This window comes from Thiomicrolovo immobilis, from assembly GCF_039645955.1.
In the GTDB taxonomy this organism is placed as follows: Bacteria; Campylobacterota; Campylobacteria; order Campylobacterales; family Sulfurimonadaceae; genus Thiomicrolovo; species Thiomicrolovo diazotrophicus.
In genome coordinates this window covers 1,444,994-1,467,304 of the sequence record NZ_CP147916.1, presented here as the reverse complement: position 1 = coordinate 1,467,304, position 22,311 = coordinate 1,444,994, and the positions used below count along the sequence as shown (strand labels likewise).

26 protein-coding genes are annotated in these 22,311 nt (G+C 56.8%); 14 read left to right on the top strand and 12 right to left on the bottom strand.

Going from position 1 to position 22,311, the window contains the following annotated elements; translation table 11 throughout:
* Positions 1-266: 266 nt before the first annotated feature.
* Positions 267-641 (bottom strand): thioredoxin, encoded by a 375-nt coding sequence (trxA, locus tag WCX72_RS07570; protein WP_345969224.1) that lies wholly within the window; start codon positions 639-641, stop codon positions 267-269.
* A 139-nt stretch (positions 642-780) separates the two neighbouring features.
* On the opposite strand from trxA, the gene WCX72_RS07565 reads away from it, so the two are divergent.
* Positions 781-1,146 (top strand): rhodanese-like domain-containing protein, encoded by a 366-nt coding sequence (locus tag WCX72_RS07565; RefSeq protein ID WP_345969223.1) that lies wholly within the window; start codon positions 781-783, stop codon positions 1,144-1,146.
* A gap of 28 nt (positions 1,147-1,174) precedes the next feature.
* Positions 1,175-1,558 (top strand): thioredoxin family protein, encoded by a 384-nt coding sequence (locus WCX72_RS07560; RefSeq protein ID WP_231018305.1) that lies wholly within the window; start codon positions 1,175-1,177, stop codon positions 1,556-1,558.
* A 385-nt stretch (positions 1,559-1,943) separates the two neighbouring features.
* Here the strand turns inward: WCX72_RS07560 and WCX72_RS07555 are convergent, their stop codons facing one another.
* Positions 1,944-2,471, bottom strand: coding sequence for a 3'-5' exonuclease (locus tag WCX72_RS07555; protein ID WP_231018303.1), 528 nt, complete (start codon positions 2,469-2,471; stop codon positions 1,944-1,946).
* Entirely contained in the window at positions 2,468-4,303 is a 1,836-nt protein-coding gene (locus tag WCX72_RS07550) for an ABC-F family ATP-binding cassette domain-containing protein (protein ID WP_345969222.1), read from the bottom strand. Before WCX72_RS07550 ends, WCX72_RS07555 begins: the two co-directional genes overlap by 4 nt.
* Positions 4,304-5,138: 835 nt before the next feature.
* Here WCX72_RS07550 and WCX72_RS07545 point away from each other — a divergent pair.
* Positions 5,139-5,792: a DUF3530 family protein gene (locus tag WCX72_RS07545; protein ID WP_345969221.1), complete on the top strand. Its 654-nt coding sequence runs from the start codon at positions 5,139-5,141 to the stop codon at positions 5,790-5,792.
* A 50-nt stretch (positions 5,793-5,842) separates the two neighbouring features.
* On the opposite strand, the gene WCX72_RS07540 is transcribed toward WCX72_RS07545, so the two are convergent.
* The 3 genes from WCX72_RS07540 to WCX72_RS07530 are packed head-to-tail and all read right to left on the bottom strand — an operon-like array spanning position 5,843 to position 8,306.
* Entirely contained in the window at positions 5,843-7,390 is a 1,548-nt protein-coding gene (locus WCX72_RS07540; protein WP_345969220.1) for an FAD-binding oxidoreductase, read from the bottom strand.
* A gap of 10 nt (positions 7,391-7,400) precedes the next feature.
* Positions 7,401-7,967, bottom strand: coding sequence for a twin-arginine translocation signal domain-containing protein (locus tag WCX72_RS07535; protein WP_345969219.1), 567 nt, complete (start codon positions 7,965-7,967; stop codon positions 7,401-7,403).
* Positions 7,968-7,976: 9 nt separating this feature from the next.
* Positions 7,977-8,306 (bottom strand): cytochrome c, encoded by a 330-nt coding sequence (locus WCX72_RS07530; RefSeq protein WP_345969218.1) that lies wholly within the window; start codon positions 8,304-8,306, stop codon positions 7,977-7,979.
* A gap of 159 nt (positions 8,307-8,465) precedes the next feature.
* On the opposite strand from WCX72_RS07530, the gene WCX72_RS07525 reads away from it, so the two are divergent.
* Complete coding sequence (locus WCX72_RS07525; RefSeq protein ID WP_345969217.1) at positions 8,466-9,755, top strand: histidine kinase dimerization/phosphoacceptor domain -containing protein; 1,290 nt, start codon at positions 8,466-8,468, stop codon at positions 9,753-9,755.
* The gene (locus tag WCX72_RS07520; protein ID WP_345969216.1) at positions 9,752-10,501 is read left to right on the top strand and encodes a response regulator; all 750 of its coding nucleotides are present in this window, start codon (positions 9,752-9,754) and stop codon (positions 10,499-10,501) included. The genes WCX72_RS07525 and WCX72_RS07520 overlap by 4 nt, the downstream gene beginning before the upstream one ends.
* Before the next feature lie 54 nt (positions 10,502-10,555).
* Here the strand turns inward: WCX72_RS07520 and WCX72_RS07515 are convergent, their stop codons facing one another.
* Positions 10,556-11,161 carry a superoxide dismutase gene (locus tag WCX72_RS07515; protein ID WP_231018295.1) on the bottom strand — a complete coding sequence of 202 codons (606 nt, stop codon included), beginning with the start codon at positions 11,159-11,161 and terminating at the stop codon, positions 10,556-10,558.
* Positions 11,162-11,463: 302 nt separating this feature from the next.
* Between WCX72_RS07515 and WCX72_RS07510 the strand changes: the two genes are divergently transcribed.
* The 3 genes from WCX72_RS07510 (at position 11,464) to WCX72_RS07500 (ending at position 12,228) form a co-directional block, all read left to right on the top strand.
* Positions 11,464-11,682 (top strand): cold-shock protein, encoded by a 219-nt coding sequence (locus WCX72_RS07510; protein ID WP_345969215.1) that lies wholly within the window; start codon positions 11,464-11,466, stop codon positions 11,680-11,682.
* Between the two features lie 82 nt (positions 11,683-11,764).
* Positions 11,765-11,950, top strand: a complete 186-nt coding sequence (locus tag WCX72_RS07505; protein ID WP_345969214.1) for a hypothetical protein — start codon at positions 11,765-11,767, stop codon at positions 11,948-11,950.
* Positions 11,951-12,018: 68 nt separating this feature from the next.
* On the top strand, positions 12,019-12,228 hold the full coding sequence (locus tag WCX72_RS07500; RefSeq protein ID WP_345969213.1) for a hypothetical protein: 210 nt from the start codon (positions 12,019-12,021) through the stop codon (positions 12,226-12,228).
* Between the two features lie 30 nt (positions 12,229-12,258).
* Here WCX72_RS07500 and WCX72_RS07495 read toward each other — a convergent pair whose 3' ends face one another.
* Positions 12,259-12,612, bottom strand: a complete 354-nt coding sequence (locus WCX72_RS07495; protein WP_345969212.1) for a hypothetical protein — start codon at positions 12,610-12,612, stop codon at positions 12,259-12,261.
* A 125-nt stretch (positions 12,613-12,737) separates the two neighbouring features.
* On the opposite strand from WCX72_RS07495, the gene WCX72_RS07490 reads away from it, so the two are divergent.
* Complete coding sequence (locus tag WCX72_RS07490; protein ID WP_345969211.1) at positions 12,738-13,313, top strand: hypothetical protein; 576 nt, start codon at positions 12,738-12,740, stop codon at positions 13,311-13,313.
* A 10-nt stretch (positions 13,314-13,323) separates the two neighbouring features.
* Here WCX72_RS07490 and WCX72_RS07485 read toward each other — a convergent pair whose 3' ends face one another.
* Positions 13,324-13,914 carry a phosphoribosylanthranilate isomerase gene (locus WCX72_RS07485; RefSeq protein WP_345969210.1) on the bottom strand — a complete coding sequence of 197 codons (591 nt, stop codon included), beginning with the start codon at positions 13,912-13,914 and terminating at the stop codon, positions 13,324-13,326.
* 166 nt (positions 13,915-14,080) lie between these two features.
* On the opposite strand from WCX72_RS07485, the gene trpB reads away from it, so the two are divergent.
* Positions 14,081-15,289 (top strand): tryptophan synthase subunit beta, encoded by a 1,209-nt coding sequence (gene trpB, locus WCX72_RS07480; RefSeq protein WP_345971535.1) that lies wholly within the window; start codon positions 14,081-14,083, stop codon positions 15,287-15,289.
* A gap of 59 nt (positions 15,290-15,348) precedes the next feature.
* Positions 15,349-16,347, top strand: a complete 999-nt coding sequence (gene amrA, locus WCX72_RS07475; RefSeq protein ID WP_345969209.1) for an AmmeMemoRadiSam system protein A — start codon at positions 15,349-15,351, stop codon at positions 16,345-16,347.
* A gap of 22 nt (positions 16,348-16,369) precedes the next feature.
* Here the strand turns inward: amrA and WCX72_RS07470 are convergent, their stop codons facing one another.
* Complete coding sequence (locus tag WCX72_RS07470; protein WP_345969208.1) at positions 16,370-16,765, bottom strand: hypothetical protein; 396 nt, start codon at positions 16,763-16,765, stop codon at positions 16,370-16,372.
* 163 nt (positions 16,766-16,928) lie between these two features.
* Between WCX72_RS07470 and WCX72_RS07465 the strand changes: the two genes are divergently transcribed.
* From WCX72_RS07465 to WCX72_RS07455, 3 genes are all read left to right on the top strand, one after another.
* Complete coding sequence (locus WCX72_RS07465) at positions 16,929-17,666, top strand: hypothetical protein (protein WP_345969207.1); 738 nt, start codon at positions 16,929-16,931, stop codon at positions 17,664-17,666.
* 73 nt (positions 17,667-17,739) lie between these two features.
* On the top strand, positions 17,740-18,201 hold the full coding sequence (locus WCX72_RS07460; protein WP_345969206.1) for a hypothetical protein: 462 nt from the start codon (positions 17,740-17,742) through the stop codon (positions 18,199-18,201).
* Between the two features lie 147 nt (positions 18,202-18,348).
* Positions 18,349-19,404 (top strand): hypothetical protein, encoded by a 1,056-nt coding sequence (locus tag WCX72_RS07455; RefSeq protein WP_345969205.1) that lies wholly within the window; start codon positions 18,349-18,351, stop codon positions 19,402-19,404.
* Between the two features lie 13 nt (positions 19,405-19,417).
* Here WCX72_RS07455 and WCX72_RS07450 read toward each other — a convergent pair whose 3' ends face one another.
* Positions 19,418-21,364, bottom strand: a complete 1,947-nt coding sequence (locus WCX72_RS07450) for a diguanylate cyclase (protein WP_345969204.1) — start codon at positions 21,362-21,364, stop codon at positions 19,418-19,420.
* Between the two features lie 49 nt (positions 21,365-21,413).
* Positions 21,414-22,220, bottom strand: a complete 807-nt coding sequence (locus WCX72_RS07445) for a hypothetical protein (RefSeq protein WP_345969203.1) — start codon at positions 22,218-22,220, stop codon at positions 21,414-21,416.
* Positions 22,221-22,311 lie beyond the last annotated feature (91 nt).

The following is a 22,311-nucleotide window of genomic DNA, read 5'->3' as shown; positions in this document are numbered from 1 at the left end:
ATTTTCTTTCATCTTCCAGAAGAGCGCGAGCGTGTCTGCGCTCTTCCAGTCTGTTGTTATCATGAATTCGATGAGCCAAAGCGATCGTAAATTAGCGGTCGGGAAGTGTCAGCCTAACCGGTTTGATGTCGCCTTCCGCCGGCTGCGGTAGATCTCGATAAGTGTACGTAGAAATGATAATGCGGCCGTGGGAATAGCCGAAGATAAGCAGCGCAGAGCTTTGCTCGAATACGCTTGCAAAACCTGCCGCTTGCTGCGCCTCGCTACTACTGCTGCGCTGCGGCTTCCTGCTCTGCAAGCTTCATGCGGACCTTCTCCATATCGAGCGTCTTCGCCTTGTTGACGATTTCCACGAGCTGGTCGTGGAAGAGAACGCCCTCTTGCTGGTACACGATGATCTCCTCTTTCATAATCATCGTCGTAGGGATGGAGCGGATATGAAACTGCGCGGCCAGCTGCTGCTGCTCGTCCGTATTGATTTTGGCGAACGTGACGCCGGTAGTCTCCTCCGCCACCTTTTCAAAGATGGGACCGTACTGTTTGCAGGGGCCGCACCATGTCGCCCAGAAGTCGATAATGACGACCTCGTTGTCCGCGATGATCTGCTGAAAGTTCTCTTCTGTCAGTGCCAATAATGCCATGTGTTGTCCTTGTCTGTTTCACGGGGCTATGCATATTGGGTTCAAGCAGGGTACATTTATCTGTTCAGGCATGATTTTTGTATATAGAGAACGAAATACCAGGCGGACACGCGTGTCTGCGCAGTAAAGAGGGAAATCAATGTTAAATTTTGGACCGTTCAAATCTCTTTCGACGAAAGAGTTCCAACAGAAAAAAGAGGAAGGCTTCACCGTCATCGACATTAGAAGAGCTGACGAGTGGGAGTACGACGGCATCATCGAAGGAAGCCATAAGATCACCTTTTTCGACGCGATGGGGGGCTTCGACATCGACACCTTCCTGGAGTCATTTTCGAAGGTCGTCACTGACAAAGAGCAGCCTTTTATCATGGTCTGCGCGCATGCCAGCAGGACAAAGCAGGCGTGCGAGATCATGGGTTCGAAACTGGGCTACAAAAATGTCTACGAACTCGACGGCGGGATCAACTGGGGCTGGATCGACAAGGGTCTGGAGACGGTGAAGTAAGTAAAAGCAAAAGCAGGAGAAAAAATAGATGCTCGAACTGACAAAAGAGAATTATGATATTACCGTTGACGGCAGTGAGATTGTGATCATAGATTGCTGGCAACAATTCTGTGCACCGTGCGCACAGTTTGCCCCTATCTTTAAAAAGACGTCTGAAAAATACCCCGAGATCACCTTCACTAAGCTCAATTCCCAGGTGGAAACGAGCATTTCGGATCATTTCTTTATCTCAAGCACGCCGACAACGGTGATTATGAAGGAGAAAACAGTCGTTTTCAAAAAACCGGGCGTATTTTCGGAGGAGGAGCTTGTCGAGATTATCGACAAGATAAAAGCGATGGATATGGAAGAGTTCCGTGCTGCAAAAGCGGCGGAAAAAGCAGCGAGAAGGGCGGCACGCCAGCAAAAATAGCTGCGTCCCAAAATTCCACTCTCACACAAGCTTCGGTTCCCGAAGCGCATTCAATTGAATTGAAAATTGGCCTTGAGCGCTCCTTGAAAGCCGCCCTGGAGGCATAAAGCCGGGAAGGGCGAGCGATTCGCGAAAGGCCGCTTTTTGTGCTACTTTTTCTAAAAAAGTGGCATAAACATACTTCTCTATCTTTTCTTTTTACAAAGAAAAGAAACAAAAGAAAATCGTCGTTGCGCGAATCGCACGCTGCTCCCGGCTTTGGGCCTCCGCAGCGGCTTTCAAGGCACGCTTAACGACACTCTGCCTATTGATTTAATGCGCTTCGACGTGTCGAAGCTCTATCGTTTCCCACTATCGTCGACTTACCTTCCTACGAGCATTGCGCTCACCGCGGCGCACCGTCCATGCGGTTCAAAATTTCCAGCGTCTTCGTGACGTCGTAGATGGCGCTGTGGTACTGCTCCTCGTCGAAGTCGATGCCGTAAAAGGCGCAGGTCTCTGCGAGCTTCGGGTTTTTCAGCCCGCCCCTGACGTTTTTGGCGTTGACGATGCGCTTGTTTGCCTGCATGGTGCAGAAGTGCTTCTCAAAAGCGACAAGGTCGCCGAGATGGCGCAGTTCGAAAGCGATGTTGTGTGCGACCAGCGTCGTCGCGCCATTGCAGAAATCGGCGAACTCCCGATCCTCGTCGAAATGCTCCGGGTACGATGCTTCTCCCCGAAGCGCGATCAGGCGCGAGGGGGAGAGCTTATGGACGGCGAGGGAGTGCGGATTGACCGGGTAGCGTGAAAGGTAGTAGCGGTGGAAGGTTTCGGTAACAATGTAGCCCGCCGCAGTTTTAGAGACGCGCAGCGCGGCGACTTCGACGACGTCGTGGACGTTGTGCGAGTTCGTCTCGAAGTCGAGGAATATCACCCCTCCAGCTCCGCGAAGCGCTTCTCGTAGCTTTCCATGAGCTCGTCGAGTTCTTCCTGCGCTTCTGCGAGGCGTTCGAAATCAGCCTCGACCGCTTTTTCCTCTTTGGCGACGGTCTGGTGGAGTTCCATCACCCTGGAGTTGTCCCCGCTGTTCGAAGCGCTTACAAGCTCCGCGTGGAGCGTTTTGATGCGCGCTTCACCCTCCATGATCGCTTTCTCCAGCTTCTCCACCGCTTTGCGCAGCGGCGCGGTCGCCTTGGAGCGTTCGCGGGTGAGCGCGTTGATCTCTTTTTTGTTCGCCTTGTAGTTGTTCTTGGGGGCGGTTTTGACCTTTTCTACCTGGTCCTCCTCGCCCCAGCCGATCTTCGCCAAAAAGTCGTCATAGCCGCCGTCGAAGTACTCGGCCCCGTTTTTGGAGAAGATGATGAGCCGGTCGGCGACGCGGCGGAGCATCTCCTCGGAGTGGGTGACGATGATGCAGGAGCCCTGGAAATTCTCGATGGCGACCATCAGCGCCTCGATGGAGTCGATGTCGAGGTGGTGGGTCGGTTCGTCGAGGAAGAGCAGGTTCGCCGGGCGCGCGAGGATCTGGCCGAGCATGACGCGGCTCTTCTCACCGCCCGAGAGCAGGGAGACCTTCTTCTCGGCGAGGTCGCCGCTGAACATCATGCCGCCGCAGATGCCGCGCACGACGGCGGCGGAGAGTTTCGGGTTGGCCTCGTAGATCTCCTCCATGATGGTCTGGTCCGGGTTGAGGCGCGAGATGTTCGTCTGCCCGAAGTGGCCGAACGAGGTTGATGGGTGAAACGCCACTTCGCCGCTGAGAGGGGTGAGTTCGCCGGCGATGTTGTTGAGGAGGGTCGATTTACCCGAGCCGTTCTTCCCGATGATGGCGAGGCACTGCCCCTTCTCCAGGGTGAAGGAGACGTCTTTGAAGAGGAGATGCTCCGGCGTGTAGCCGAAGCTGAGATCTTTGACGTCGAGGAGCACCTTTGCCGGGGTCTCCTTGAAGTTGAAGTCGAACTTCAGGGTGGCGTCGAAGCCGAGGTCGTCCATCTCCCCCATCTTCTCGAGCTGTTTGACCTTGGACTGGGCCAGTGCGGCGGTGGAGGCGCGCGCCTTGTTGCGGGCGATGAAGTCCTCGAGCTCCTTGCGCTTCTTGTCGTCGGCGGCCTTCTGCTTCTCGTAGAGCTCGTCGTTGGCCTTGAGCTGGTCGTAGAACTTGTGCGTGTCGCCGGGGATGACAAAGAGGCTGCGGCGCACGAGGCCCATGGTGTGGGTGACGATGGAGTCCATGAAGTCGCGGTCGTGGGTGATGAGGATCACTTCGCCCTTGAAGCTGCGCAAGAAAGCCTTGAGCCAGCGCAGGGAGAGGATGTCGAGGTAGTTGGTCGGTTCGTCGAGTAGCAGCAGGTTCGGTTCGGTCACCAGCAGCTTGGCGAGATTGATGCGGATCTGGTAGCCGCCGGAGAAGGAGCCTGGGGCCTTGTCGAGGTCCTCCTGGTCGAAACCGAGGCCGAAGAGGATCTTCTCGACCCGGTAGAAGTCGTATTGCATCTCCTCGCCGAGCGCCAGCGCCGCCTCTTCGCGCAGGGTCGGTTCGGTGAAATGGAGGTACTGCTTCAGCGCGCCGATGCGGTAGCCCTTGGGGGTGATGACTTCGCCGCTGTCAGGACTCTCTTCGCCGAGGATGATCTTGAAAAGCGTGGACTTGCCGCTGCCGTTTCGGCCGACGAGTCCGACCTTGTTGCCCGGGTTGAGCTGGAAATTGAGGTTACTGAAAAGCTCCTGGCTGCCGAAGCTTTTGGAGAGGTTTGAAAACTGTATCATGGGACTCTTTGGACGGGTAAAAGATTTCGCGTATTATAACAGGTGGCACCCGCCGCGCCGTCACAGAGAAAAAAGGGTACCGCTCGCGATCCTCGAAAGCTCTTATATTAGCTTCGGTTCCCGAAGCGCATAAATCAATAGGCGTAAGGTCGTTAAGCGTGCCTTGAAAGCCGCTGCGGAGGCCCAAAGCCGGGAGCAGCGTGCGATTCGCGCAACGACGATTTTCTTTTGTTTCTTTTCTTATGAAAAAGAAAAGATAGAGAAGTGTATTTCTTTGCCACTTTTTTAGAAAAAGTAGCGCAAAAAGCGGCCTTTCGCGAATCGCTCATCCCTCCCGGCTTTATGCCTCCAGGATGGCTTTCAAGGAGCGTTCGAGGCCAATTCCTAATTGATTGAATGCGCTTTGTCACGACAAAGCTCTTTATTCTCAATATTAGCTTCGACACGTCGAAACGCATAAAATCGATAGGCGACCTGTCGTTAAGCGTGCCTTGAAAGCCGCCCTGAAGGCATAAAGCCGGGAAGGGCGTGCGATTCGCGCAACGACGATTTTCTTTTGTTTCTTTTCTTTGTAAAAAGAAAAGATAGAGAAGAATGTTTATGCCACTTTTTTAGAAAAAGTAGCGCAAAAAGCGGCCTTTCGCGAATCGCTCATCCCTCCCGGCTTTATGCCTCCGGGATGGCTTACAAAGAGCGCTCAAGGCCAATTCTTTATTTGATTGGATGCGCTTCGACGTGTCGAAGCTCTTTTTGTTTTGTAAGGTGCCCCTTGAGTGTCTTTACGCAGAATTTATACTCATGGATTATCCTTGTCTGAAAAAAGAAGGATACCCGCATGCACCGTCTGCTGCTGACCGCTCTTGTTCCCATTTCATTGCTGGCCGTCACCCTGCCCGAAAAAGCACTCTACCTCGAAGGCGGCAGCGACAAAGGGATCATTCTCGCGCACGGCAAGGGGATGCATCCCGATTTCAAAGTCGTCGGGCCGTTGCGAAAGGCGCTGAACGAAGACCTGGATTTTCATACGCTTTCCTTGCAGATGCCGACGAACCACGAGGACTACGAAGGGTACGAGTCGGAACAGCCGCGTGTCAACGCCATGATCGACCAGGCAATCGTCTACCTGAAAGAGCACGGGGTAAAGACGATCTACCTTATGGGGCACTCGCTGGGGGCGGGGATGACCTCGGGCTATCTCGTTTCGCACCCCGATACGTCCGTTGACGGTTACATCGCCGTGGGGTGCCGGGGCAACGGTAGCAAAATTGTCTCCTGCAACGACAACATGCCGAAGATCAACATGAGCGTGCTGGACGTCTGGGGCAGGGCGAACGGGGAGGACGAAGGGTTCGCCGCGACGCGAAGAAAACTTGTCGGACCGAAGTACAAGCAGTACGGCATCAACGGCGCGAACCATGTGCTCGACGGTGCCGAGGGGTTCTTTGTCGATGAAGTCGAGACGTGGCTGGAAGGTCAGGAAACGGAGTGATTTTATCGTGAAGGAGTCAGGCAGGCCCGGCGCGCAGTGCGCCAGGGGGATTAATAGATCCCCGACTTGCCCGGCGCCAGGATCCCTTTGGGGTCGAGGGCGCGTTTGATTTTCTGGAAGACGTTGTGGATCTCCGGGCCGTAGGTCTCCGCGACGAGGTCCATAAACCCGCTGCTGGTGCGGTAGACGCCGTAGCCCTGGGCGGCAAACTCCCGGACCAGCTCTGCGTAACAGTCATGGGCGCGCTGCATCTCCTCGGGATCGTTGCGGTTATAGAGCAGGTCGACGATATGGTGCATGTCCCGCCACCCCACGATAAATTCGGCGACGTAGTCGAATTCGTATTTGTTCAGGATCTTTTTGGCCAGGGCGGACTGGTTCAGCGTATGTTTGCCCTCGGCGGGCGCCACCGGTGCGAACCACATGCTCCCCCCGCCGCCTCGCCAGTTGTACAGGCCGAACTCCTGGAGGGTCATGTAGCCCCGCATCAGGTCGGCGCGGTATGTGAAGATGGGGTCGTCTCCCATCTCGGCCGCGGTCAGGAATGCAACATTTTTGAAGTTGGCGGAGACGGCTGACTGGATGATCTTCCAGTTGAGCTCGTTGGCCTCTTCGGTCCCGTAGAGTCCCGCATAGACGTTCCACGTCCCCATGCCGGTATCTTTTTTGATCTTTTCGATCTCCGCGTCGGTAATGGCGCGGTTCCCCTCGACGTAGTCCGCGCGGCTGACGACGCCGGCCGCCTCGTAGAGCGTGCTGGCGATGGTGAAGGCGTTGGGGATGATGTTGGCGATACGCAGCGGGCGCAGGACCTCCACGATCTTTTCGACATCTTCGACTTTGTCGAAGGTGATGCAGAAGGGTTTGTACGCCGGCGGTTCGGGCATCAGCCACATCCCCATTTTCGTACAGATGCCGTAGTTGCTCTGTGTGAAGATACCGTCGAGGTAGGGGCCGTAGCCCCATTTGAAGACGCCCCAGCTGGTCGAGTTCTCAATTCCGCCCATCCCGGTCCGGAACTCCGAGCCGTCGGCCAGGACGATCTCCATGCCGCACTGCATCATAAAGTGTTCGCCGTAGGGCGTATAGCCGACGCCGCGGTCCATCGTGTTGCCCAGGGGGCTGGCGATGGCGCTGGGTGCCGGGCACGAAAGCCAGAGTTTGTACCCTTTTTCATGGATGTAGTCGAAGAGCTGCTGGTAGGTGACACCGGGCTCGACAATGGCGTAGCACAGATCGGGGTTCACCTCGATGATGCGGTTCATCTTGTGCAGATCGAGGATGACCGAACCCCGCTGCGCGGGCGCGGCGGTACCGTACCCCATGTTTTTGCCCGTCGAGAAGGTCCAGATCGGGATGACATATTTGTCGCACACCTTGACGATCTCGACGACCTGCTCTTTGGTTGACGCCTGGACGGCGAGCGCCGGCATATGCTCTTCGATGGGCACGGCCATCATGATCTTCTCATAGGGGAGCATCTCTTCGTCGCCGATGAGCACGTTCTCCTTGCCTACGATTTTGACAAACGCCTTGATGGCTTTCTGCATCGTTTCATGCGAAACGTTTTTCGGCATGGCCGTCAGTTTATTACTCATTTAATCTTCCTTATGCTTTGAATACGAATGAGACAAACGCGTTCTGAGCGAAATGTCCGGTGGTAAAGTCGTGTCGTTTAGCGACGGCCGCCGCTTTGAGTCCGACGACGGTGTGGTAGGCCGAGACCGCCATGCCGTACCGGTCGGTACTGAGCGCATCGATATGGTCGAAAACCTTCTTCATCGTCGTGGCGGAGAGGGTTGATTCCGTATGGTGCATCCCCGATGCGGTGGGCATATGGGTAATCTCGGAAACGAAAGAGACCCGCGCCGGCATGGCCGCCTGCTGCAGCAGGGCATAATCGCTCGGCGCCACCAGACCGCAGAACGTCGCGCCCCTGTGTTCGGCGATGGCCGCGGCAAGCAGGCGGAAGTTTTCCAGCCTGTCGCTGCCCAGGCGGATGAGGTCGCCCGCATCCGGGGCGTCTACATAGCCGGTTTCGTCGGCACGAGCGGAAACGACGGTGATGAGTCTGCCGCCTTCGCTGCCCTCGGCGCCCGTCGCGGCGAGTGGGGAAGAGAGCGCCGCCGCTGCCGCGGCCAGCGCGGCGTGTTTCATGAAAGCTCTACGATACATCGCCGCGCCTCACTTTGCCGTCGGATCGGCGATCGTGCCGTCGGCCAGGTTCGTCGCCAGCTCCATCAGCGTCGCGTCGTCTATTTCCGACTTCCGGAAGGCGGGCATGGCGTTGCTGCCGTGTCTCACCGTCTGGAAAATCCCTTCCGCTCTCGCCTTTATACCCGCGGCGTCGTCCATTTTGGTGAAAATGGAGTGCGGTGCGGTTTTCAGCGTATGGCAGTGCGCGCATACTTTTTGAAATGCCTCTTTCCCGTCTGCAAATTTGTATTGCTTGCCAAGTTCAACCGCGAACATGGACGTACCTGCAAACAGAAGCGTGATAGCCAATCGTGTCATATGACCCCCCTATTTAGATGTGTTCAGCCGAAAATATAGAGAAAAAAAATCGCATAAAAATCGCAACGGAAAATTTGTATTTTTTCTCGGCGACCCCTTGACATCCTGTGCGGAATGTGGGATAGAATATCGTTTCACATCATGTACGCAAGGTTGGTTTTGAACCGTACTCATCTTGAATTTTCCGATCGGAACAAGGCGAAGATCCAGGCCGCTGGGTTTGCGTTTGCCGGTGTCATCGGGGTCGCGATCGTCGACAGGATTTCGATCGGTCTGATCCAGATCAAAGAGGATGCGTACGGTCTGCCTTTCCTGATCGGCGTCCTTTTTTTCCTGTTAAGCGCAATTTTTCTCTACTCTTTGCTGCGCAAAACGGCCATGGTCGCCGAAAAGGCGCAGGCGACGCTGGCGGCTTGCCAGCGCGAGGAGAAAGAGGAGCTCCAGCTCTTCAACTTCGCCTTGGACAACAGTGCGGACGCCATCTACTGGTTCACCTTTGACACCCGTTTTTTCTATGTCAACGACGCCGCCTGCAAGATGCTGGGGTACTCGAAAGAGGAGTTGCTGCAGATGAAACTGTGCGAGATCGATCCTAACAGCGATCTCAACGGCAGGGCGTTTCTCGAAGAGGTCAAGGAGCGCGGGTTCGTCTGTTTCGAGAGCATCCAGATCCGCAAGGACGGCAGCCGTTTCCCCGCATCGGTATCAACGAACTATTTTTGCAACGGGACGCACGAGTTCATCTGCGCCTTCGGTCGGGACATCACCGAGCAGAAAGAAAAAGAAAAAATCATCATCGAACAGAACAGCGCGCTGAAGCACTCCCTGGAGGACAAAGAGGCCCTGATCAAGGAGATCCACCACAGGGTGAAGAACAACCTGGAAGTGATCTCCTCGCTGCTGCAGATGCAGAACCGCCGTGAAACGGACCGGCATGTCAAAGATGCGCTCTCCAAAAGCCAAAGCCGTATTTTTGCCATTGCGCTCGTCCATGAAATGCTCTACAAGAACTCCGGGCTTGCGACGATCGATATGAAACAGCACCTCGAGCGCCTCTCCGAGGCGATGATGGAGCTTTACGACCCGAACGAACGCATCGCCGTGCATGTCGAGGCGGACAACGTCAGCCTCTCGATGGACAACGCCGTGCTGGTCGCGCTGATCGTGCATGAGCTTTTTCTCAATGCGATCAAACATGCATTCAAAGGGGACGGCCGCGGAGAGATCCGTATCTTTATCCATCATGCGGAGGACGGGAGCATCCTCTTCGGTGTACGCGACAACGGCGTCGGCTTTGATCCGAAGACGACGGACATGACCAACACCCTGGGGTGCCAGCTGATCAACTCCATCACCGAGTTCCAGCTCAACGGAACGATCGAGGTCGTCAACGACAACGGCTTTTGCTGCACCATCCGTTTCCGCCCTAATGAGCAGGGGAGCAAATGAAGCCGGGCATCATGATCGTCGAAGATGAGAGCATTATCGCCCTGAATATCAAGGAGATCCTGCTGATGCAGGGGTACGAGGTGACCGGGATCGCCCCGGACAGGGCAAGTGCATTCGCCCTTTTGGAGCGCAGGAAGCCGGACCTGATCCTGATGGACATCACGCTCAAAAACCGTGAAGACGGCATTGAACTGGCCCGGAATATTACGGCAGACCTGGAGATACCCATCGTGTTTCTGACGGCGAACGACAAGGACAAAACGATTGACCGGGCCATCGACATCCAGCCCTACGGTTATATCCTCAAGCCCTTCAAAGAAGCGGTGCTGAAAACGACTATAGAGATCGCTTTGAAGAATTTTGCGGCCAATCGGAACCTCTCGACGAAGATCGATACGATCAAGCACGAGTACACCACTATCCAGAACCGCCTCCTGCTGGAAGAGAATGCGAAAAGCCATTTTGTCAGGTTGAAGTACGGCTATCTCTACGATACGCAGGAGGATGTGCTGCTGTTGTCGGGAAAAGAGGTGCCGCTGAACGATAAAGAGAAGAAGTTCATGAGGCTCGTGGTCAAGAATTTCGGCCAAGTCGTCAGTGTCGAACAGATCGAGAATTATGTCTGGGACGGTGAACTGGTCGGGGAGGGGGCCCTGCGTTCCCTGATCTTTCGAATTCGGCAGAAAGTCCCCAAGGACCTGATTACCTGCTACTCCAAGATTGGGTACAAAGTCACCCTCGGGTGAGACGCGCCCTCAAAGCGCGGCGGCCGCTCCCTGGCCCGGGGCGGGGAGAAAAGCCTAGTTGTACCCGATAATCGGGTCGTCCTCTTTGGCTGCCCAGTTGTCGGAGACGAACTTCCAGTTGATGAGTTTCCACCAGTTCTCCAGGTAGGCCGCGCGGTTGTTGCGCTGGTCGATGTAGTAGGCGTGCTCCCAGACGTCGCATACCAGCAGCGGGCGCAGACCGTCCTTGATGGGCGTTTCGGCATTGCTGTACTTCTTGATGGCGAGGCTGCCGTTTTGGTTGACGAGCCAGACCCAGCCGGAGCCGAAGAGGCTCGCGGCGGCGTTGAGGAAGGCGTCTTTGAAATCCTCCATGGAGCCGTGGTCGTGCTCGATCTTGTCCATGAGTACCGTGGAAGGAGAGGTCTTCTCCGTGCTCAGGCCGTACCAGTAGAAGTCGTGGTTGAAGACCTGTGCGGCATTGTTGAACGTGGGGCCCTTGGATTTGCGGATAATGTCGAGCAGCGACGCGTCCGCGTATTTGCCGCCTTCGATCAGCTTGTTGAGATTGTTCACGTAGCCCTGGTGGTGCTTGCCGTAGTGATACTGAATCGTCTCCGCGGAGATCATCGGTTCCAGTGCCGCCTCTTCAAAAGGCAGTTTCATCAGTTCGAATGCCATTACTTTTGCTCCTTGTTGCATTGGTGTTCTTCTGTTTTTGTTGCATAAGCTCTTTTAATGTGCAAAAATGAATCTCACCGCACGGTCGGGCGCCTTGCCGCCCAATGATACCGCCGCCGTACCCGCGGAAATTCCTTTGGTATTCGCTTGCTATTTTTGAATATTTCAGGTATAATTAAGCCATTGAAAGATGATCTAGAGTTTCATCTTGGTTTGTGACTATTGAAGAGTTCCTCAGTATTTCTATTCCTCGTTTTACTCCGCATTATATTTTGACAACACTCCAACAAGAAGGTTTTGCAATGGCAGATCTTAAACACGGAACCGTTAAATGGTTCAACAGCGAAAAAGGCTTTGGGTTTATCGCCCCGAATGAAGGCGGCGACGACGTATTTGTACACTTCCGCCAGGTTAACAGAAGCGGCTACGGTCGTGTCGAGCTCAACGAGGGTCAGGAAGTGACCTACGAAATCGGCCAGGGGCAGAAAGGCCCGCAGGCGGAGAACGTTACTGCCCTGTAACTCCTAGCGGCGGAGCTTTCCGCCGTTCCAGGCGTTTGATTAAGAGAGCACTGCTCTTTTATAGAGCGACTAAAGGACCCCGATGGACACGAAGGAAGAGACACTCAAGGCATTGAATGAAGGCAAAGAGCTGACCAGCACCGTCACGGGTCTGAAATACAAACTCATCGAGGGGCTCCTCCACTCCAGAAACAGCGAACGCGCCCAGTGGGAGCGCAGCGGGCTGGATTTTTACAACCCCGTCTCCTGGCAGAACCTGCAGTACTGAAACACACCTGCAAGGTACCGCCCTTCCCGGGACGTCCGCGCTCCCATACGCACAGAAGGTCTATACCCATGCACAAAAGATTTGAAGGGACCGTCATCTGGTACGACGCCGAAAACGGTTACGGCATTATCCGTCTCCGCGCCGAACGGCGGACCGTCTCTATCGCGGAGTGTCAGATTCACCACCACCGTGCCGACGGCATCCGCGCCCTGCGTGTCGGCCACGATGTCTCTTTCGAGATCGTCGATACCGAAGCCCACAACCTCTACTTCCTCTGATCAGCCTCCGTCTCCCCGACCGCCGGCAGGCTACGGCAGCAGCTCGTGCAGTGCCACGATGTAAAAGGGGACCTTCTCCCGCATCGTCATGTCGGTGAACCGTTCGCAGGCGGCCTGGACGGCGGCCACGACCACCATGTAGTACTCTTCGATAATGGAGTGGTCCAGCTCCAGGATGTCGGCGATCTCGTTGCAGGCCATCCGCTCGTCGTCCTCATCCATGTTGGGCACCCAGGCGCGCCCGGGGTCGCGCAGGCAGACGTAGCCGTGATCGTCGATGAGGTAGTAGAGTTCGGCGATCTTCTCCTTGTCGAATTCATGGATGCCTCTTTTGAAAAAAGCTTCTTGCACCTCCTGCAGCGTTATGATCGTACCTCTTGGCACATTGACTCCTTTTGCGTGCTTTCATCCATGGCTCAATGCAGGAAACGGGCGCGAAATCTGACGCCGTTTTGTGCGTGGAAGAACAAAAAATGTAGGTCCGGGGAAAACCACAAAGGAACCGACTTATGATTTTCAACCATGAACTGCCACCGGAAGTACAACAAGCCATCCTCGCCATGGACCCGGGCGACGCCCTCCCTCTGGGAATCGAAAACGATGAGCCCATGATCCTGCTGCGTCTCAGCGACGGGGCGGAGGAACTGCTTGACGCCCCCGAGCTGGAGTGTGACTTCAAGCCGACATTTTTGCTGATGCCCTATGACGGCAAGACGATCGGGGTCTGTATTGTCCAGTTCCGTCTGAACAAAGACGACAACTACATCTTTACGACACACTACGACATTACCGAGCCAAAAATGTACGAATCCCTGAAGGCGCTGCTGAAAATGGACAAGTACAACGTCATCATTGCCACCGTTGCGAATCATACGGGGATGCCGGTCGAGACGCGCTTTGTCAGAACGTTCGATCCCCAGGAGGTACTGGAGCGGGCAAGGGGCGAGGCGCAGAATGAAGCCGGAGACGGCATGGCCTACCACATTTTTAACGGGATGATCGCGCAGATCGGCGACTATCCCACCGTCTGGCACACGCTCGAGGAACTCGCCCCCGCGCGCAAAGAGTGGCTGCTGCAGGCGTAAACGCGCCTGCCTAGCACTGTTTGGCGGCGCGGATAAAGGCCCGCATCTTTTCGCGGTCCTTTTTGCCCGGTTCGCTCTCGACCGCGGTACTGACGTCGACGCCGTAAAAGCCGTAGGGGAGGGCCTGCGCGACGTTTTCGGGCGTCAGGTTGCCCGAGAGGATGATCTTCGAGCAGTCCTTGCCCTCGAACCACGACAGGTCCAGGCTGCCGTCCACTTTGAGCGTGTTCGCGCCGAAGACGTCGACGATGCGGTAGCGATCGACGAGATAGTCGACGTCGGCCTCGCGCTGCGCGCGCACGACGCGCAGGTGCGGCGCGACGAGGGAACCGTACAAAGCGTCCGTCGCCTCGAAGTGGATCTGGGCGAGGGTGATGCCGCTCAGCGCGATCGCCTTGTTGATGAATTTGGCATCGCTGTCGACGAAGATGCCGACCTTCTCGACGAAGGGAGGCAGCTGCTCGACGATCTTGAAGGCCGCCTCGGGCGTAATGAAGCGCCGGGAGCCCTGGAAAAAGATAAAGTCGATGGCGTCGGCGCCTTCGTCCACGGCGGCGAGCGCATCCTCGAGATTGGTGATGCCGGTGATTTTTACGCGCATCTGTCCTCCTGTCGTATGTAAAGATGGTGCGGCCTCCGGTAGATGCCGGAGCGCCTTTCACCCTTCTGTAATGCAATGCCCGTTCACGCTGCCGCTCCCCGCTACTGTTTTCTAAGAACTCCTCCGCTAGAATCGACACAGACAACGAGAAGGAGATCTTATGCAAATACTCAAACCGTATCTGGAAACGATGCCGGACGAGAACGGCTTTTTCGGCAAATTCGGCGGCGCGTTCATTCCGCCGCAGCTCGAGGAGCCTTTCCGGGAGATCCGCGAAGCCTACGACAAACTGTCGAAATCCTACGAGTACCTGCACGAGCTGCGCAAGATCCGGAAGCACTATCAGGGGCGGCCGACGCCGGTCTATTACGCGAAAAACCTCAGCGCGTTCTGCGGGGGCGGACAGATCTACCTCAAGCGCGAAGACCTCAACCACACCGGCGCGCACAAGCTCAACCACTGCATGGCCGAGGCGCTGCTGGCCAAGCACCTCGGCAAAAAGAAGCTCATCGCCGAGACCGGGGCGGGGCAGCACGGGGTGGCGCTGGCGACGGCCGCGGCCTATTTCGGGCTGGAGTGCGAGATCCACATGGGCGAGGTGGACATCGCCAAGGAGCACCCCAACGTCGTACGGATGAAGATCCTCGGTGCCAAGGTCGTTCCCGCGACGCACGGGCTCAAAACGCTAAAAGAGGCGGTCGACTCCGCGTTCGAGGCCTACCTGGCCGATACGGAGACCCAGATGTTCGCCATCGGCTCCGTCGTGGGGCCGCACCCCTTCCCGCGGATGGTGCGCGACTTCCAGTCCGTCGTCGGCATCGAGGCCAAAGAACAGTTCTTCGAGATGACGGGCAAACTCCCCGACCATGCCGTCGCCTGCGTCGGCGGGGGCTCCAACGCGATGGGGCTCTTTTCGGGCTTTATCGACGATCCGGTGCAGCTGCACGGCGTCGAACCGATGGGCAAGGGGGAGAAGCTCGGCGAACACGCCGCCACGCTTACCTACGGCGAGGAGGGGGTGATGCACGGTTTCAACTCCATCATGCTCAAAGACGCCGAGGGCAACCCCGCGCCGGTGCACTCCATAGGTTCGGGCATCGACTACCCCTCCGTCGGGCCGGAGCACGCCTACCTGCGCGAGATCGGGCGCACCATCGTCGGTACGGCGACGGACGACGAAGCGGTGGACGCCTTCTACAAACTTTCCCAGTACGAGGGGATCATCCCGGCGCTGGAATCGGCCCATGCCGTGGCCTACGCGATGACGCTGGCGCGCGCCAACCCCAAAGACGCCATCCTTATCAATCTCAGCGGGCGCGGCGACAAGGATATCGACTACGTTATCGAGCACTATCCCATCCCGCCGAAGGGGTAAGTACCTCGGGAGGAACAGAAATTGTAAGGGAGAAAAAATCGCCTAAAGGAAAAGATATCATGACCTTGCAAGACATACTACTCAAACTCGCCCGTGCGGCGATCGAAGAGAGATTCGGAAAACCGTTCAGTTTTTCAAAAGAGATACTGATGGAGCAGTTTCCGCAGCTCTCCGAGCAGCGCGCGACGTTCGTGACGATCAACATCGACGGCGATTCGCTGCGCGGCTGCATCGGCTCGCTTCTGCCCCACGCCACCCTCTTCGACGACGTCGTTTACAACGCCAAAGCCGCGGCCTTCAGCGACAAACGTTTTTTCCCGCTGAGCGAAAGCGAGTACCCTTACTGCAGCATCGAGATCTCCCTGCTGGGCCTCCCCGAAGAGGTGGAGTACAGCGACGCGGAGGATCTTAAAGCGAAAATAAGACCCGGAATAGACGGGGTGATCTTGCAGCAGGAAGACCGCAGCGCGACCTTTCTGCCCCAGGTGTGGGAGGAGTTCCCGAGCTTTGACCACTTCTTCGGCCAGCTCGGCGTCAAGGCGGGCATCCGAGGGTTTGCGCTCGACCAGCATCCCCGGATCTATATCTACCAGGTCGAGCGTTTCGAGGACAGGGCACTGGACGACGAAGAGGCGCTTTCCGAGGATGCGGCGGCTGCCGAACCCACACCCGCAGCCTCCTATGCGACCGCCCAGGACGCCGAGGCGGGCTTCTACCGGGCGTTGGAGTACGGGGACCTGGACGCGATGCTGGGCGTGTGGGCCGAGGACGATGCCGTCGTCTGCATTCACCCCGGCGGAGAGCGCATCCAGGGGAGCGCCGCGGTCAACCGGAGCTGGCGCGAGATGCTCTCGGGGCAGCCTATCATGCGTTTCGAACTCGAAGAGGTACAGCGTACGGGGGATGCGCAGCTCAGCGTCCATACGCTGCGCGAACGCATCTTCGTCGGCAGCCAGCTGGCCGGGGTGGCGCTGACGACGAACGTCTATAAGCAGGAAGAGGGGGGATGGCGGATGCTGATGCACCACGCCTCTCCCGATCCGGTGGTGATGCGCTAGCATCCGCCGGCGCGGGCGCGGTTTAGAAAACCGGTTCGGTAATGTTCATGCGGTAGAGGAAGACGCCGTCGATGACGACGCCGTTGATCTCTTCGCGGGTGAAGTTGATGCCCAGGATCTCGTCGCCGGTATTGACGACGGAGTTGAGCAGTTCGAGGATCGGCGCGTCGTCGAAGGCGAGGCCGATGTCGGTGAGGGCGAGTTCGGGAAGTTCCGCATCGTGCAGGGCCATGAGTTCCGCGACTGCCGCATCGAACGCGGCGTCATCGACGGTGTCGATGTGCCCGACCAACAGCTGCCATGCGTCTTGTTCCGGGTTGTAGATCCAGAATGCCGCTTTGGGCTTGAGCCCGCGCTCGTCGAGCAGTTCGACAAAGCGTGCCCCGCTCGTCATCATGTTTTGTGTTAATGCTTTCATTGGTTTCCTTTGGTGTTGGGATGGAGTTCGGCCATGCTGATCGCCTGCGCGTTTCGGGGTGTATTGCACTTTACGCTCCAACGCCGGGGAGGGCTGGGCAGAACGGGGGTTTTCCATTCGCGGCGAATTACTGTAAAATCCGCTAAATGCTCTAAAGGCCAGGATGATGCAAGCTTTCGGAAAATTCGCGACCGAGTACGATCTGGAGTACCTCGTCGAACACTACCTCTACTTTAATGCCCCGGATGAGGCGATCACCGCGGAGGATCTGCCGCGCCTGCTCAAGAAAAAGAACAAAACCGTCGCGGGGACGATCTTCCTCTACAACCCCGCCATGGCGCCGGAGGGGTACAACGTCGATACGACTCTGTCGGAGCAGGGCTACGCCTTCGACGGCCGCTATACGCCGCTGCAGTTCAACAAACTGATGGATATCTTCCAGTCGCGCGTCCACGGTTTCGAAGGGAAACTGATCGAGGTGAAGTACCTCTTCAACTACAATCGGCCCGACATCGAACCGACTTCGGTGCTGGAGACCTTCAACGAGGATATCGAAAAGCTCCCCTCGTTCCAGCTGACCCGTTTCAGCCGCGAGCTCAACTACCACGACGTCAGGAACATCCGCCTCAGCGGCAAGTTCGTCTTTTTCGCCTGGGGCAACCGCTTCGACCGCCACCACCCCAACATCCTCGCCTACGCCAAATCCATTTTCGATCAGAGCGCGAAGATCGGCAAGGAGCGTGCCTACATCTACGACCCGGGGCTGCGGCAGCAGATGAGCGAAGAGGGGGTGCGGTTCCTCCACCCCGTCGCCGCCGGGAAACTCAAAACGAAGGTGACCGAGGCGCTGGCCCGGGCCTTCGACACAAACCCGCCGCTCCCGACGCCGTACGAGGTATAATCGTAGAAGTACTCATACTTCGCTCATAGTGCGGGCGTACCATTTGAGTATCCCACCTGAAAAGGAGCACGTCATGAAAAGGGTAATGACATTAGCGGCAGCATTATCGTTGCTGGCGGCGACGGCGCTGTTGGCGCAGGGCCCGGGCGGCGGGACCATGCAGAAGTCCCAGTCGCAGATGCAGACGCAGCAGATGCAGATGAAGCAGAGCGGCATGATGATCCAGAACCAGACCTATCTGCAGACGCGGGACCGGAGGAAAGACCAGCTTCTCGACGCGACGAAGGACCAGGACAAGGACCAGACACGTGACCGCTTGAAAGATCAGATCGACGAGCCGGATCAGGACCGCCTGCAGGACAGACTGCATGATCGGGTCGATGTGCCGGACCAGGATAAGGACCAGACACGCGACCGATTGAAAGATCAGATCGACGAGCCGGATCAGGACCGTCTGAAGGACAGACTGCAGGACCAGGTTGACGAACCCGACCAGGATCGCGACAGAGACCGCATCCACGTCGAGAGCGACTAACGTTCTCAGGCAGACGGGATTCCCCGGACTGCCGCCTCTCTTTTTTCCCCTTTGCCAAACCGCCTCTTCATCATAAAACACATAAAACAATGGATATAATAACTTATTGCGCTGTCAGCAGCAGATAAACCGACAGGAGAAGAGACGATGCCATCGCCTACCGATATCAATGCCACCCAGGACATCAATACGAGTCTGTACTGTACTCTTCAAACGATGGGAACGTCCGATCTGGACAATGTGATTGTCGGAGTAGGCCTGCTGCTCTTCTTTATCGGGATGCTTGTGTTCAGGTACCGGGCGATCATCTCGCCGTCGATGATGCGCCTCGAGTCCGAACTGCAGTCGCTCCGGGCCCAGGCCCTCGCGTATCCCGACACCCCCTCCCAGAGCAAATTGGTTGCAGAGCAGAAGAGCATCCTCGAGATGATCGAGCAGAAGGTCGTGGGGCTGAACGCACTGGATAAATGCTTTATCAGTTCGGGCCGGATCATCTCGGGCTGGCGCATGCTGCATAGTGCAAAAAACATCATCATCGACGATATCGGGGACATCAACGAGGAGCTGGAGGTTACCCGCCTGCGTCTTGCCGAACTGGATTCGGCGGAGGCGAAGAGCCTGGCCAAACGCATCGAACTGAATCTCAAAAAAGAGGAGGCGACGGAGAAAAGCCGGAAGCAGCTTCTGGTGGAGGGACGGCGCGTCTATTACAGCTACCGCGACGACTATTTCGAGATGCTCGCCGATTGGCAGAACAAGACGATGTGGCTGACGTATATTACCCTTCTGTTCATCGCGATGCTGCTCTGGGTCGAGCAGAATGCACTGCTGCTCGTCGCAGGGGGAATAGGCGGTCTGCTCAGCAAGCTCAGAAGCGTGATCCAGAAACCCGATATCCCGAATGATTACGGCTTCTCATGGTCCACACTCTTCCTGACGCCGATGGTCGGGGTGCTGACGGGATGGGCAGGCCTCTATCTTGTGATCGTGTTTGTCGAGGTGGATATCTTCGGGACGCTGTTTAAAGAGATCCTCAGCGGGTCGCAGGGGTGCCCCTCCGCGGCGTTGATGATCATCGCCCTGGTCTTCGGCTACTCGGCCGGTCTCTTTGAAAAAATGATTACCAAGGTCGAGACCTATGCGACGAAGGAGAAGAAGAAGATTGACATTGCGGGGGGCGCGGCCGACAGCAACGAAGGGTGATGCGGCGCGGCTGTTAGACGGCAGTCTCGGTAATGGCCTCGTCCACGACGACGATGTTTCTGCCGGACGCCTTGGCCTCGTAGAGGGCTTTGTCGCTGCGTGCGATGGTGGTTTTGAGGTCGTCCCCCTCATGGTAGATGGTGACGCCGAAGCTCGCGGTGATCTGCCCGACCTCCGCGAACGCCGCGGTTTCGATACGCTCGCGGACCCCCTCCGCAATGGCGGTCAGGCTATGGAGGCTGTCGACCATCATAAGCAGCAGGAACTCCTCGCCGCCCCAGCGGATGATGAAGTCCTCCTGACGGATGGCGCGGCGGATAACGTCAACGAAGGTTTTGAGCACTTCGTCGCCGCGGTTGTGGCCGTAGGTGTCGTTGACGCGCTTGAAGTGGTCCAGGTCCACCATGATGACCCCCAGCAGTTTCTGCTGTGCATTGGATGAGTGGCAGAGCTTGTGGAAGGAGGCGTCGAGGAATTCGCGGTTGTAGGCGCGGGTCAGCTTGTCCCGCGAGGCACGTCGTTCGAGCTCCCGCTGGTTGAGGATGGTCAGACTGATGTCGGTGAAGACGACAATGTAGCGCTGCCCGGGGATGGGGTTGATCGTGACGGTGTAGACGCGGGGCGTCCCCTCGCGGTCGAGCATCTTGACGATCCGCCGCGTCGCGGGGGTCTCCATCAGTGTTTTGACCCACTGCTTGCCGTCGGGGACCTTGCCAAGGTGGAAAAAGCGTTCGTCGGCGATGAAAAGCTCGCAGATGCACTCGTGCTCCTTGAGGAACTCCTCGAGGGAGTCGTAGCTGAACGACTCGAAGAAGAAGCGGTTGGCGAACTTCAGTGTATAGCCGTCGGTGAGGATGACGACGTTTTTTTGCAGGTCGATAAGCGACTGCAGCTGGCGCTTGTCGATTTCGATGGCACTGCGCTGCAGGTTGGCGCGGTAGAGGAGGTAGAAGAGCAGGGCCAGGAGGGCCACGACGACGCCTGCCATGACCTTGTACTGAAAAAAGCGGGCCTGGAGGTCGCCATGCTTGCGGTCGATGATGATGTAGGCAACGGTTTTGCGGGAGATGGCATTGACGACGGGGACGAAGGTGATCGCGTAGAGGTCGCGGTCGTTGGTTTCAAAGAAGTTGAAGGCCTTCCCCCGGGCCAGCATCGCGTCCAGGGAACCGTTCTGCTTGATGTAGGCGCGGAGCAGCGTCGTCGTTTTTGAAGCGTGCCGCTGGAGCAGGACTCTTTCGGTCATGTAATTCTCAAACAGTTGCGAGGGCACATAATAGCTCTGTTCTTCGGGAAAAACTTTCGATTTTACCGTGTCGGCGAGAATGATAAAACCGGTGTCGGCATGGATGTCGTGGCGGATCCTTTCGAGGATGGTCTGCATCGAGATGGAGAGTTCGACGCTGCCGAGGTAGTCGTTTCCGTCAAAGAGGGGGTAGACGAAACGGTAGCCGTTGAAGATGCGCCCCTCTTCGAAGCCGCTGACGGGTTGGTGCGTCTTGTTGACATAGGCGACGCTGTCACGCACGCCGGTCAGATCGTCCCCGAACCGTTCGGGGCGGTGAAAGCGCAGAAAGCTCTCGTTGTTGCTGAGATGGAAATGCATCTGCTTGAGGTGGTAGAGGCTGAGATTGCGGTAGACGGGGAGCAGGAGGTCGTAGAGCCGTTGGCGGATCGCGGCGCGCTCCGTCTCCGATGCCGACGGCACCTGTTTGAAAAGATCGATGACGTCTTTGACGTTGATGCGGTTGTAGAAGATGATGTCGGCCTGGGATTTGAAACCGCCGATGATGCTCTGGTAGGTCGTTTCCGTCAGCTCTTTTTCGGCGGAGAGATGCCCCTTTACGCGGTCGGAGAGGATGTCGTGGCTGAAGAGGAGGATCAGCAGGGCACTTAACACAAAAAAGACCAGGTATGTCAACGCCGGTGCCCAATGCAGTTTCTTGTGGTAAATGTTCATATTTACAGTATATAAAAGGGATGATTAATTTTTTCCCTTGGGGTGGACTTTACCTGCCGATATCGAACAGCCTCAAGACGAACTTGTAGAGCAGGAACAAAAACAGCAGCGGAAAGACGACGGTCTGGAAGACGAAGGCGATGATCAGCCGGACGATCTGGTCGCCGGCGGCATTGGCCTCGGCCTTGTAGTGTTCGACCTGCTCCGTATAGTAGCTGGTACTGAAGAGGCTGTGCGAACTTTTCTTGAACCCCTCAATGTCGTCCGAGATCGCCGTGACCCCACGGTCGAGTTCGACAATATTGTATTCGGGTTGGACAAAATGGGCGTAGACGAGGTCGTTGGTGAGGGCCATAAGCGGCACGCTGAAGCGCAGAAAGACCATGATCACGGTGATCTTGAACAGGAGTGTACGGGGTTTTTCGTCGCGCTCAAAACGGACAAAAAGCCAGAGGTTGTAGGCGAGCACGAGCGCGAGCAGCAGGTAGTTGAAAAGGGGGTCTGTGACGATATTCATAAAGATCGTCTGGATCCCCAGGGAGGTGATGGAAGCCAGCATGATCCAGGAGAAGCGTTCGATGAGGTCGTTGACGGGGTCGAGCACCTCTCCCACGGCGAGGGTGACGCCGGGCGGCCCGACTTCGGTGCCCTGTATGACGGAGATGACGGCGTTGAGGGACTTGGCCGTGCCAAAGACGACAAGGGCCTGTTGAAAGGAGCTATCGACGATCGCGCGCCCGGGCCTATCAAAGGTGCCGGCAAAGGAGAGCAGCAGCATCAGCAGCGACAGCGCGACAATGAGCAGTTGATTCCGGCGGCGGCGCAGGAAGGGGGCGGGCGTTTCGGATGCGGGCATGGGGGCTCCTTGGGTCTTGCCATATCTTAGCGAAACTGCGCCCGATCTCTCACACTCCGCTCACTCTCCTGCTCTACAATTTCGGCATCCC

Coding starts and splice junctions, on each gene's coding strand:
- trxA (WP_345969224.1), bottom strand. CDS start 641: ATGGCATTATTGGCACTGACAGAAGAGAACTTTCAGCAGATCATCGCG.
- WCX72_RS07565 (WP_345969223.1), top strand. CDS start 781: ATGTTAAATTTTGGACCGTTCAAATCTCTTTCGACGAAAGAGTTCCAA.
- WCX72_RS07560 (WP_231018305.1), top strand. CDS start 1,175: ATGCTCGAACTGACAAAAGAGAATTATGATATTACCGTTGACGGCAGT.
- WCX72_RS07550 (WP_345969222.1), bottom strand. CDS start 4,303: ATGATACAGTTTTCAAACCTCTCCAAAAGCTTCGGCAGCCAGGAGCTT.
- WCX72_RS07545 (WP_345969221.1), top strand. CDS start 5,139: ATGCACCGTCTGCTGCTGACCGCTCTTGTTCCCATTTCATTGCTGGCC.
- WCX72_RS07540 (WP_345969220.1), bottom strand. CDS start 7,390: ATGAGTAATAAACTGACGGCCATGCCGAAAAACGTTTCGCATGAAACG.
- WCX72_RS07535 (WP_345969219.1), bottom strand. CDS start 7,967: ATGTATCGTAGAGCTTTCATGAAACACGCCGCGCTGGCCGCGGCAGCG.
- WCX72_RS07530 (WP_345969218.1), bottom strand. CDS start 8,306: ATGACACGATTGGCTATCACGCTTCTGTTTGCAGGTACGTCCATGTTC.
- WCX72_RS07520 (WP_345969216.1), top strand. CDS start 9,752: ATGAAGCCGGGCATCATGATCGTCGAAGATGAGAGCATTATCGCCCTG.
- WCX72_RS07515 (WP_231018295.1), bottom strand. CDS start 11,161: ATGGCATTCGAACTGATGAAACTGCCTTTTGAAGAGGCGGCACTGGAA.
- WCX72_RS07510 (WP_345969215.1), top strand. CDS start 11,464: ATGGCAGATCTTAAACACGGAACCGTTAAATGGTTCAACAGCGAAAAA.
- WCX72_RS07505 (WP_345969214.1), top strand. CDS start 11,765: ATGGACACGAAGGAAGAGACACTCAAGGCATTGAATGAAGGCAAAGAG.
- WCX72_RS07500 (WP_345969213.1), top strand. CDS start 12,019: ATGCACAAAAGATTTGAAGGGACCGTCATCTGGTACGACGCCGAAAAC.
- WCX72_RS07490 (WP_345969211.1), top strand. CDS start 12,738: ATGATTTTCAACCATGAACTGCCACCGGAAGTACAACAAGCCATCCTC.
- WCX72_RS07485 (WP_345969210.1), bottom strand. CDS start 13,914: ATGCGCGTAAAAATCACCGGCATCACCAATCTCGAGGATGCGCTCGCC.
- amrA (WP_345969209.1), top strand. CDS start 15,349: ATGACCTTGCAAGACATACTACTCAAACTCGCCCGTGCGGCGATCGAA.
- WCX72_RS07470 (WP_345969208.1), bottom strand. CDS start 16,765: ATGAAAGCATTAACACAAAACATGATGACGAGCGGGGCACGCTTTGTC.
- WCX72_RS07465 (WP_345969207.1), top strand. CDS start 16,929: ATGATGCAAGCTTTCGGAAAATTCGCGACCGAGTACGATCTGGAGTAC.
- WCX72_RS07460 (WP_345969206.1), top strand. CDS start 17,740: ATGAAAAGGGTAATGACATTAGCGGCAGCATTATCGTTGCTGGCGGCG.
- WCX72_RS07455 (WP_345969205.1), top strand. CDS start 18,349: ATGCCATCGCCTACCGATATCAATGCCACCCAGGACATCAATACGAGT.
- WCX72_RS07450 (WP_345969204.1), bottom strand. CDS start 21,364: ATGAACATTTACCACAAGAAACTGCATTGGGCACCGGCGTTGACATAC.
- WCX72_RS07445 (WP_345969203.1), bottom strand. CDS start 22,220: ATGCCCGCATCCGAAACGCCCGCCCCCTTCCTGCGCCGCCGCCGGAAT.